Source organism: Streptomyces sp. NPDC001985 (genome assembly GCF_040296845.1).
Lineage (GTDB): Bacteria > Actinomycetota > Actinomycetes > Streptomycetales > Streptomycetaceae > Streptomyces.
The window spans coordinates 1-10,040 of sequence record NZ_JBEOYB010000133.1 but is presented as its reverse complement, the minus strand read 5'-3'; the positions used below and the strand labels follow the sequence as shown (position 1 = coordinate 10,040).

Annotated in this window: 9 protein-coding genes; 3 read left to right on the top strand and 6 right to left on the bottom strand. The window is 73.2% G+C overall.

Annotated features, from left to right (window positions below; translation table 11 throughout):
- Window positions 1–140: 140 nt before the first annotated feature.
- The 4 genes from ABT122_RS32460 to yczE all read right to left on the bottom strand — a co-directional run bounded on the left by ABT122_RS32460 (window position 141) and on the right by yczE (window position 3,641).
- Window positions 141–515, bottom strand: coding sequence for an RNA polymerase-binding protein RbpA (locus ABT122_RS32460; protein ID WP_003959706.1), 375 nt, complete (start codon window positions 513–515; stop codon window positions 141–143).
- Between the two features lie 267 nt (window positions 516–782).
- The gene (locus ABT122_RS32455; RefSeq protein ID WP_351559581.1) at window positions 783–2,144 is read right to left on the bottom strand and encodes an MFS transporter; all 1,362 of its coding nucleotides are present in this window, start codon (window positions 2,142–2,144) and stop codon (window positions 783–785) included.
- A 25-nt stretch (window positions 2,145–2,169) separates the two neighbouring features.
- Window positions 2,170–2,934, bottom strand: coding sequence for a glycerophosphodiester phosphodiesterase family protein (locus ABT122_RS32450; protein ID WP_351559579.1), 765 nt, complete (start codon window positions 2,932–2,934; stop codon window positions 2,170–2,172).
- The gene (yczE, locus tag ABT122_RS32445; protein WP_351559577.1) at window positions 2,931–3,641 is read right to left on the bottom strand and encodes a membrane protein YczE; all 711 of its coding nucleotides are present in this window, start codon (window positions 3,639–3,641) and stop codon (window positions 2,931–2,933) included. Before yczE ends, ABT122_RS32450 begins: the two co-directional genes overlap by 4 nt.
- A 64-nt stretch (window positions 3,642–3,705) precedes the next feature.
- On the opposite strand from yczE, the gene ABT122_RS32440 reads away from it, so the two are divergent.
- The gene (locus ABT122_RS32440; protein ID WP_351559575.1) at window positions 3,706–5,205 is read left to right on the top strand and encodes an SCO1417 family PLP biosynthesis transcription factor; all 1,500 of its coding nucleotides are present in this window, start codon (window positions 3,706–3,708) and stop codon (window positions 5,203–5,205) included.
- A gap of 304 nt (window positions 5,206–5,509) precedes the next feature.
- Here the strand turns inward: ABT122_RS32440 and ABT122_RS32435 are convergent, their stop codons facing one another.
- A complete protein-coding gene (locus ABT122_RS32435) occupies window positions 5,510–7,108 on the bottom strand; it encodes a hypothetical protein (protein WP_351559573.1) in 1,599 nt (532 codons plus the stop codon).
- A gap of 151 nt (window positions 7,109–7,259) precedes the next feature.
- Window positions 7,260–7,454: a hypothetical protein gene (locus ABT122_RS32430; RefSeq protein ID WP_351559571.1), complete on the bottom strand. Its 195-nt coding sequence runs from the start codon at window positions 7,452–7,454 to the stop codon at window positions 7,260–7,262.
- A gap of 327 nt (window positions 7,455–7,781) precedes the next feature.
- On the opposite strand from ABT122_RS32430, the gene ABT122_RS32425 reads away from it, so the two are divergent.
- Both ABT122_RS32425 and ABT122_RS32420 read left to right on the top strand, forming a co-directional pair.
- Window positions 7,782–8,174, top strand: coding sequence for an ankyrin repeat domain-containing protein (locus ABT122_RS32425; protein WP_351559569.1), 393 nt, complete (start codon window positions 7,782–7,784; stop codon window positions 8,172–8,174).
- Between the two features lie 304 nt (window positions 8,175–8,478).
- Window positions 8,479–9,897 (top strand): HEAT repeat domain-containing protein, encoded by a 1,419-nt coding sequence (locus tag ABT122_RS32420; protein WP_351559567.1) that lies wholly within the window; start codon window positions 8,479–8,481, stop codon window positions 9,895–9,897.
- Window positions 9,898–10,040 lie beyond the last annotated feature (143 nt).

Below are 10,040 nucleotides of genomic sequence, written 5' to 3'. Positions count from 1 at the left end.
CCACCGCCCTTCACCGTCCCCCCCGCCCCGCCTCTCCCCGATGACTCCAACCATCACCCCCACCCCCCCCCCCCCCCCCCCCCCCCCCGCGGGCCCCCCCCCCCCGCGGCTCTTGTCTCGCCTGGTGCTCTAGAGATCCGTTAAGCGGACTTCCTGCTGTCGCGCGGATGCACGGCAATGTTCATGGCACCGGAGCGCAGGACCGCCAGCCTCTCGGCCAGCACCTCCTCCAGCTCCTCGCGGGTACGCCGCTCCATGAGCATGTCCCAGTGCGTGCGCGCGGGCTTGCCCTTCTTCTCTTCGGGGCCGTCCCCGTCCACCAGGAGTGCCTGGGCGCCGCACGCCTTGCACTCCCACTCCGGCGGAATTTCTGCCTCGACCGAGAACGGCATCTCAAACCGATGTCCGTTCTGGCATGCGTACTCCACCGCCTGGCGCGGGGCCAGATCGATGCCGCGGTCCGTCTCGTAGCTGGTAACCACGAGTCGCGTGCCGCGGAGAGCTCGCTCACTCATGAATCGTGCCTCCCGGGCTTGTCGCCCACAGGACAGGTGTCGCTGTCGTCGTCATCCGGTCAACGTCCGGTCGGCCGTAAAGATTCCCGTTCCGGGTCATGCGTCGCCCGTCGTGCCGCTGCTTTCCCAAAGTTGGGGTACCCGCCAGTGCCCGGTTTGTCACATCTGGCAGAAAGTGTCACCCACGGATTCCACTTCCCCCCTGTGCGCAGTAACGGTCCGCCTGGCAGGCCAACCGCGTACACTACCGGCCTTTCACTTCGCCGTCTAAATCCGGTCCGGCACCGGATTGCCCGCCGCCGCCACCGCACGACTGAGAGGTACCCGCGCCAGCAGCGCGAAACCCACTCCGAAGAAGATCACCAAAGAGACAATCGCATCGCGATAACTGCCGGTCAGCTGGTACGCCAGGCCAAAGAACAGCGGTCCGAGCCAGCTCAGGCCGCGATCGCTCATCTCGTACGCCGAGAAGTACGCCGCCTCTTTCCCGCGCGGAACCAGATGTGAGAAGAGCGACCTCGACAGCGCCTGGCTGCCGCCCAGAACCAGTCCGATCGCCGCGGCCAGCGCGTAGAACCACCCCGGCGAGCGGGCCGGGAGGAAGAAACCGGCGGTCAGGATCAGCGTCCACACCGCCAGCGAGGCCAGGATGGTCCGTTTCGCGCCATGGATACGGGCCAGCCACCCCATCCCCAGCGCCCCCGCCACCGCGAGCACCTGCACCAGCAGCACCGCGATGATCAGCGTCGTCTGGTCGAGGCGCAGCTCCCGCGACCCGTAGATGGACGCCTGGGAGATGACCGTCTGGATGCCGTCGTTGTAGACCAGATACGCCAGCAGGAACGACAGGGTCAGCGGATGGCGGCGCATGTCCTTGAGGGTCGCCACGAGCTGTCCCCACCCGGAACCGACCATCCCCTCCCCTCCCGGCGGTATCCGCCGGTCCCGCAGGCGGCGCAGCGGAATCAGGGTGAAGGCGCCCCACCACAGCCCGGCCGACGCCAGACAGATCCGTACCGCCTCCGCCTCCGACAGTCCGAAGGAGTCGTGGCCGCTGTACAGCACCAGGTCGAGCACGAGCACCAGGGCGCCCGATGTGTAGCCGAACGCCCAGCCCCGCGAGGACACGGCGTCGCGCTCGGCGGGCTCCGCGAGCTGGGGGAGATAGGCGTTGTAGAGCACCATCGACACCGACAGCGAGGCATTCGCCACGATCAGGAGCAGCGCGCCCAGCGCGTACCGCTCCCCGTCCAGGAAGAACATGCCCGCCGTGGCGGCGGCCCCGGTGTAGGCGGAGACCGCGAGGAGCGGCTTCTTCCGGCCCGTGCGGTCGGCCCAGGCGCCCGCCAGCGGCATCAGCAGCACCGCCAGCACCACCGAGGCCGAGACCGCGTACGCGAAGAGCGAACCCGCCCGCACCGGGACACCCAGCGGATGGACGAAGCCGTCCGCGTCCGCCGCGGCCTCCGCCACCGAGGTCAGATACGGCCCCAGGAAGACCGTGAGCACGCTCGTCGAGTACACGGAGCAGGCGAAGTCGTAGAAGTACCAGCCGCGCTGCTCGCGCGCGCGGTCGCCGGGCCCGCCCGCCGCCGGCTCCGATTCCGTGCCCGCGGTGTCGGCCGTCATCCGTCCCCCCTCGTACTGCTGCCGGTCAGCGCCAGGCCCCCCGCTCGGTCAGCACCGTGCGCAGCGTCTCCAGACGATCCGTCATGATGCCATCCACCCCCAGGTCCAGGAGCGCCCTCATCCGGGCCGGATCGTTCACCGTCCAGACGTGGACCTGGAGCCCCCGGGCGTGGGCCGCGCGGACGAACCGCCGGTCCACCACCCGTACCCCGCCCTGCCGCTCCGGAACCTGGGCGCACACCGCGCCCGCGCGCAGCGCCGCGGGCAGGCCCAGCGACCGCAGCCGCAGCGCCAGCGCTCCCCGGACCCCGTACGACGTGGCCAGGCGCGGGCCGGCCAGCCGGGCCGCGCGGGCCACCCGGCCCTCGGAGAAGGAGCCGGCGCAGACCCGGTCCCAGGCGCCGGTCCGGCGCACCAGCTCCACCAGGGGAGCCACCGCCGAATCCGCCTTGATGTCGATGTTCCAGCGCGCGCCGGGGAATTCCTCCAGCAGCTCCTCGAAGAGGGGGAGCGGCTCCCGCCCCGCGACCCTCGCCCGCCGCACCCGGCTCCACGGGAGCCGGTCCAGCCGCCCGCGCGCGTCCGTCACCCGGTCCAGCGTCGCGTCGTGGAACGCGACCATCCGTCCGTCGGCGGTGGTGCGCACATCCGTCTCGAAGCAGCGGTAGCCGAGGGAGGCCGCCCGCCGGAACGCGGCGGCCGTGTTCTCCGTGCCGTCCGCCGCGCCGCCGCGATGGGCGAACGCCAGCGGAAGGGGATGGTCCAGATAGGGGTGGCGTACAACAGTCACCGCCGCAGTATCGCCCGTTCGGGTGTCCCTCCGGCGACCACGGTGCCGCCCTGCCGCACCGGGCCGGTGAACAGGCGCAGGAAGAACTGGGCCAGCGGGCCGATCGCCAGGGCGTACGCGACGGTGGCGACGCCCACCGAGCCGCCGAGGGCGAAGCCCGTCGCCACCACGGCCACCTCGATCCCCGTCCGCATCAGCCGCAGGGAGCGGCCGGTGACCCGGTGCAGGCCCGTCATCAGACCGTCCCGCGGGCCCGGGCCGAAGCGGGCCGCGATGTAGAGGCCGGTCGCCGCCCCGTTGAGCACGATGCCCGCGACCACCGCCGGGATCTGCGCGGTCCAGCCGTGCAGATCGGGCAGGAGCGCCAGGGTCCCGTCCATCGCCAGACCGATCACCACGACATTGGAGACCGTGCCGAGCCCCGGCCGCTGGCGCAGCGGTATCCAGAGCAGCAGCACCGCCGCGCCGACGAGGATCGTCACCGTCCCGATCGTCAGTCCCGTCCGCCCGGCGAGCCCCTGGTGCAGAACGTTCCACGGCTCCAGACCGAGACCGGCGCGCACCAGCAGCGCCGAGCTGGCCCCGTACAGCGCCAGACCGGCGTAGAGCTGGAAAAGCCTGCGGGGAAGACGGGTGGACCCGGCGGACCCGGTGGACCCTGAGAACGACACGGTGGTGGCCCCTCTGGTGGTTCTGGACTGACTCATGTCACTCTGTGGCTATGGAGCAGATGGCAACCATGGCCAATTCCGGGAAGGTGGACTGATTTCCATGACGCAGTGGACTTCTGCGGTGGGAGCGGCGCAGCTGGCTCGCCAGCTCGGCGCGCAACAGCCCCGCCCCGCCGGGCCCGGCACCCGCAAGCCGCCCGCCTACCGGGCACTCGCCGACGGTGTCCGGCTGCTCGTCCTCGAAGGCCGGGTCCCCGTGGCCGCCCGGCTCCCCGCCGAGCGGGAACTCGCCATCGCGCTCTCCGTCAGCCGCACCACCGTCGCGGCGGCCTACGAGGCGCTGCGCTCCGAGGGCTTTCTCGAATCCCGCAGGGGCGCGGGGAGCTGGACCGCCGTGCCCGCCGGGAACCCGCTGCCCGCACGGGGCCTCGAACCGCTGCCGCCGGAATCCCTCGGCTCCATGATCGACCTCGGCTGCGCCGCGCTGCCCGCGCCCGAGCCCTGGCTCACCCGCGGCATCCAGGGCGCGCTGGAGGAGCTGCCGCCGTACGCGCACACCCACGGCGACTACCCGGCCGGAATCCCCGCCCTGCGGCAGATGCTCGCCGACCGCTACACCGAGCGCGGCATCCCCACCATGCCCGAGCAGATCATGGTCACCACCGGGGCCATGGGCGCCATGGACGCCATCTGCCATCTCTTCGCCGGGCGCGGCGAGCGGATCGCCGTCGAGTCGCCCTCGTACGCCAACATCCTCCAGCTGATGCGCGAGGCCGGGGCCCGGCTGGTGCCGGTGGCGATGGAGGAGGGGCTCGGCGGCTGGGATCTGCCGCGCTGGCGGCAGGTGCTGAGGGACGCGGCGCCGCGCCTGGCGTATGTGGTCGCCGACTTCCACAACCCCACCGGCGCGCTCGCCGACGAGGACCAGCGCCGGCGGCTGGTCGACGCGGCCCGCTCCGCCGGTACGGTCCTGGTGGTCGACGAGACCATGTCGGAGCTGCACTTCGACGAGGGGCACCCGATGCCCCGGCCGGTCTGCGCCTTCGACCCGGCCGGCTCCACGGTGCTGACCGTCGGCTCCGCGAGCAAGGCGTTCTGGGCCGGGATGCGGATCGGCTGGGTCCGGGCGTCCCCCGAGGTGATCCGCTCACTGGTCGCCGCGCGCGCCTACGCGGACCTCGGCACTCCCGTCCTGGAGCAGCTGGGGGTGAACTGGCTGCTGCGGACCGGCGGATGGGAGCAGGCGGTGGCCGTGCGCCGCACACAGGCCCGGGAGAACCGCGACGCCCTGGTGGCGGCGGTGCGCCGGGAGCTGCCCGAGTGGGAGTTCGCCGTCCCGGACGGCGGGCTGACCCTCTGGGTGCGCACCGGCGGGCTCTCCGGCTCACGCCTCGCCGAGGTCGGGGAGCGGGTGGGGGTACGGGTGCCGTCCGGCCCGCGCTTCGGTGTCGACGGGGCCTTCGAGGGCTTCGTCCGGCTGCCCTTCACGGTCGGCGGCCCGGTCGCCGACGAGGCGGCGGCCCGCCTGGCGGCAGCCGCCCGCCTGGTGGAAACGGGCGCGACAACGGGCACGGAGGCTCCCCGCACCTTCGTGGCGTGAACACCCTCCGGCGAGCCTCCTGTCATCGGCCCGGCGACCCTGCGCGCCCCCGGCCCGCCCGGCCCTCGGGGGCAGGGGCCCGCGCTGTGTGGTGCGCGGCCGGGTTCCGGATTCCCGGCCTGGTGGTGGTGAGTTTCAGCCGGTCCGGCGTTTGAGGACGGGCCCTGGGTCACGGGGGCCCGCGCTGTGTGGTGCGCGGCCGGGTTCCGGATTCCCGGCCTGGTGGTGGTGAGTTTCAGCCGGTCCGGCGTTTGAGGACGGGCCCTGGGCCACGGGGGCCCGCACCCCGCGACACCCAGCCCCCTCAACCAGCCACCGGGTCCTGCGCCGGCACCTGATCCCCCACCCGCGCCCCGCCCGTCCCGCTCACCCCACCCTCCCCGCCCTCCCCGCCGTCAGCCGAGCACCCCGGCAGCAGCTCCAGCACCGCCCGCCGCTCCCCCTCGCTCGTCGCGTCGTCGTACGGGTCCGGCGTGGCCGGCACCTGGAGCCTGAACACCGGCCCCGTCCCCAGCCGGGCATACCCCCTCCCCGGCGGCACATCGGGCGTCGGCGTGGTGTGCGGAGCCGTCCCGAGCACCGCCGCGACCTGGTCGAATCCGGCGGGCCCGAGCACCACCCGGGCGCGGGTCCGCGCCCGTACCGCCTCGTCGAGCGTGTCCAGGCTGTCGAACTGCTCGGCCACCACCACGGTCACCGAAGCCGCCCTGCCGTGCCGCAGCGGCACCTGGAGCAGGGTCTGCGGGTCGGTGTGCCCGTCGGCGGCGGCCAGGTGCCCGAGGACGCCCGGCCGGTCGACCAGAATCCACAGCGGCCGCTTGACGTCCTCGGGCAGCGGATGACCCGCCTGCCGGGCCCGGTTCGCCCCGATCAGCCGGCGCTCGGTCTCGTGCGCCGCCCACTCCAGGCTGCTCAGCGCCCCGGCGAGCCCGCACTCGACCGCCAGTACCCCCGGCCGCCCGGTCAGCGCCCCGTACTCCCCGGTCCCGCCGCCCTCCACGATCAGCACATCACCGTGCTGAAGGGCCTGGAGCGCGATCGAGCGCAGCAGGGTCGTGGTCCCTCCGCCGGGCAGCCCGACCGCGAGCAGATGCGGCTCGGTGGAGCGCGGCCCGGTGCGCCAGATCACCGGGGGAGCGTCCCGGGTCTCCTCGCCGTCCGTCACCGGCACGGTGCGCTGCACCGCCTCGGCGTCGGTGAAGCCCAGCACCGTCTCCCCGGGGGCGGTGACGAAGCGCTGGGCGGCGATGCCGGTGGAGAGCGCCGGCAGCACACTCATCAGGAGCTGGTTCCCCTCCTCGTCCCAGCGGAAGCGGTACTCGCGGCCCCGCCCCGACTTGGCGTGCAGCAACTGCTCGATCCGGGCCCGGGACTCCGCCTCCCCGTCGGTGAAGTACGCGGGGTAGGCCATCCGGAGCCCGGTCAGCCGGCCGTTCCCGTCGAAGGCCGGGTCGTGGAAGGCCGAGGTCCAGTCGCCGCCGTGGCGGTAGAGCGGGGAGGGGTCGTCGGGCACGGAGAAGTACGGCACCAGGGCCTCGTACAGACACTGGAGCCGCCCCGCCTCCGCCTCGTCGGGGCCGGTCCGCACGGGGGTGCGCTCCCGCCCCTTCCAGGCCGCGACGGCCATCAGCGAGATCAGCCCCAGCACCGGACCGAACGGGACGAGCGCGACCGCCATCACACCGCTCGCCACCAGGAGGAGCGTGGGGCCGCGCCGGTCCTTGGGCATCTCGCCCCACTTCCGGTGGGCGGACACCGCCAGCCGCCGCAGCCCGCGCGAGACCGTGATCAGGGGGTGGAGCACATCGGTGGCGCTGTCGGCCGCCGAACGTGCGATCTCCCTGGTCCGGGCGATCTGCGCCGATCCGCTGCTCAGAATGCGGGGGAGTGGGCGCGGGGCCACATCGGTCTCCTGGGGGTGCGGGGCAAAAGTGCGGGCCAAAGGGGCGGGGATGAGGCGCCGGGCGGGCGGCGCCGACGGTGGTGGACCCGACCGGCGGCGCCGGTGGTGGACGGCGCGGGACGCGGTGGGGGAGCGGCCGTGGCCGTCCCGCTCAGAACTTGATCCCGCCCAGGAGGCTGGCCAGGCTCTGGCTGCCGGCCTTGATGCTCGGCGCGATGGCGGTGCCGGCCATGAAGAAACCGAAGAGTGCGCAGGTCACGGCGTGGGAGGCCTTGAGGCCGCCCTTCCTGAAGAAGAGGAAGACGATGATCGCGAGCAGCACGACGCCCGACATGGAAAGGATCATGAGGTTCTCCTGGGTGAGGGGACGGTCACCATGAGTTCTTCCAACCTCACAGGAAGTATCTATGCGATAAAAGGTGCAGATGAGTGAAAAACTCAGTAATTCACTGCACTGGTGGACGGAGACCCCTTGCTCGGCGGGCACACTCCGCCCCCACACGGCACAGTGCCCCCGGCACCGCCGGAACGTGCCCCGCGGCACAGGGCAGGGCAGTAATCTGTCCCGGTTCACCCGTACGGCACTCCCCGCCGTGCGGACCCGCGCCGCCAGGGGTACGACCCATCCCGTACCCCCGGCACCCCGACAGCCCAGAGAAAGGCGGTCCCCTCGATGAGCGAGGCCCCGGACCCCGAGGTCATCGAACTCGCGACCAAGGTCTTCGACCTGGCCCGCCAGGGAGAGACCGAGGCGCTCGCCGCGTACATCGACGCGGGAGTTCCCGCCAACCTCACCAATGACCGCGGCGACACCCTGGTGATGCTCGCCGCCTATCACGGCCACCCCGCCGCCGTCGAGGCCCTCATCGCCCGTGGCGCGGACCCGGACCGGCACAACGACCGGGGACAGACCCCGCTCGCCGGAGCCGTCTTCAAGGGCGAGGACGCCGTCGTCCGCGCACTTCTGGACGGCGGGGCCGACCCCTCCGCCGGAACCCCCTCCGCCGTGGATACCGCGCGAATGTTTGGGAAGACAGAGCTTCTGGAGCTGTTCGGCAGCCGCTGAGGCGGCCGGGCAGCACACGGACTGCACGCTCCGGGCCCCCCGGACCGACCCCTGACCACCCCCGGAGCCCCTGGCAGGGGCGTCGTAAATGTGGTCGCGGTGGCGATATGGGTGGGTCATCATGACGACGGGCCCTGTCCTGGACATCACCGGGAATTCCCCTGGGGCTCACCGACGAGAGGCAGGAAGATGGGCTACACCAAGCGGAAGACGCGCATGACGACGGGCGGCCCCACATGCTGCTGCGCGGCCTAGGCATCTCCATTCCCCGGTTGCGTCGAGAGCTTGATGTGAGGCCTTCCCCATGTTCGATCCAGTCATAGCGCCGAGCGGCACGCTGCTCGGCCTGTTGCAGAGGGGCCGCGGCGACGGCACGCTGCACGCGCTCGCCGCGCCCCGCGCCGAAGCGCTCGCCGCCCTCAACCACTGTGTGCTCAACGATCCCCGCCACGACTGGCAGGTCGAGAACCGCTCCCTGTACTACGCCCGCCTCTACCTGGACCTCCACGGCGGGCTGGAGGAGATCGAACGGCACCTGAGCGACGCCGACGACCATCTCGACACGGACGAGGCCAGAACCGGCCTCGCCCTCGCGGTCCTCGGCCACCTCGCCTCCTACGGCCGGGACGACGCCCTGCGGCTGCTGCGCGGCTATGCCGCGACCGGCGCCAACTGGGCCTGGGCCCTCGACGAGCTGGCCGTGCGCGACGACGACACGTCGCTTCGCTCGCTCGCCGTGCCGATCCTCGCCAGATTCCCGGCCACCCCGGACGGCGAGGCCGAGCTGGCCGCCGCCGTACGGGACGCCTTCGAGCCCCGGCCCTGGCGGCTCTGGGCCGAGGACCCCCGGCCGTCGGTGGGCGCCCGGGTGCGCGCCGCCGGGGAGACGGGCTCGTTCGACCGCTGGCAGCGGCAGATGCGTCCCACCGGGCCGCGCCCCGGCTGGAGCGTCCAGGCCGTGCTGGACTGGGCCGATCAGGGCCTGGAGCGCGGCAATCCGCTCCATGTGCCCGCCGCGCGCTGTCTGTCCGCCGTCGCCGGCGCCGACGACAGGCCCGCGATCGTCACAGCGGCCCGCGAGGGGAACGACGGCGCGCGCTGCGCCGCCCTGCACTACCTCGCCGAATGCCGGGACCCCGTCGTCCTGGATCTGATCGAGGCGGCGGTCGCCGTGGGCCCCCGCGCCGTCTCCGACGCCGCGATCGCCGCGTTCGAGCGAATGTGCGGGGACGAAGCCGTCGACCGCGCCCGCGGCTGGGTCCACCGGCCCGACGCGCTCGGGGCCTCCGCGGCGGGCGTGCTCGCCTGCCGGGGAGACGCGGGCGACGACCGGCTCGTCCTCGGCGCGCTCCGCGAGACGGTACGGGCCGACGGGCCCGACGCCCCGCTGCTGCGCACACTCGTGGACGGCGCCGGGCGTCTCGGCATCAGCTGCGCGGCCCCGGTTCTGCGCCATGTCTACCGCGAGACGTCCTCGTCCCAGCTGCGGGGGCGCGCGGCCCGGGCGCTCGCCGCGACGGACGGCTCCTTCGCGACGGGCTTCGCCGTCGAGTGCCTCTGGGACTGCGAGGAGACCACCCGCGAGGTCGCCGCCCGGCACGCCGAGACCGGGGATGTCCGGGTCGCCGACCGCCTGCGCCGCCTGGCCGCCGACCCGGCGGAGGAGGCCGAGGTCCAGACCGCGGTCCGCAGCAGAATGGGCCCGGACCCCCAGACGGTCTGACCCGGGCACCACACCCGTCGGGCCCGCCCCGTCGGGGCCGTACCGCCCCCGCCGTACGCCGCCGCTGGGCTCCGGCCCCAGCGGCGGCGTACGGCTGGTCGGGTACGGCTGGTCGGGTACGGCTGGTCGGGTACGGCTGGTCG

Coding starts and splice junctions, on each gene's coding strand:
- ABT122_RS32440 (WP_351559575.1), top strand. CDS start 3,706: ATGACGCAGTGGACTTCTGCGGTGGGAGCGGCGCAGCTGGCTCGCCAG.
- yczE (WP_351559577.1), bottom strand. CDS start 3,641: ATGAGTCAGTCCAGAACCACCAGAGGGGCCACCACCGTGTCGTTCTCA.
- ABT122_RS32420 (WP_351559567.1), top strand. CDS start 8,479: ATGTTCGATCCAGTCATAGCGCCGAGCGGCACGCTGCTCGGCCTGTTG.
- ABT122_RS32430 (WP_351559571.1), bottom strand. CDS start 7,454: ATGATCCTTTCCATGTCGGGCGTCGTGCTGCTCGCGATCATCGTCTTC.
- ABT122_RS32460 (WP_003959706.1), bottom strand. CDS start 515: ATGAGTGAGCGAGCTCTCCGCGGCACGCGACTCGTGGTTACCAGCTAC.
- ABT122_RS32425 (WP_351559569.1), top strand. CDS start 7,782: ATGAGCGAGGCCCCGGACCCCGAGGTCATCGAACTCGCGACCAAGGTC.
- ABT122_RS32455 (WP_351559581.1), bottom strand. CDS start 2,144: ATGACGGCCGACACCGCGGGCACGGAATCGGAGCCGGCGGCGGGCGGG.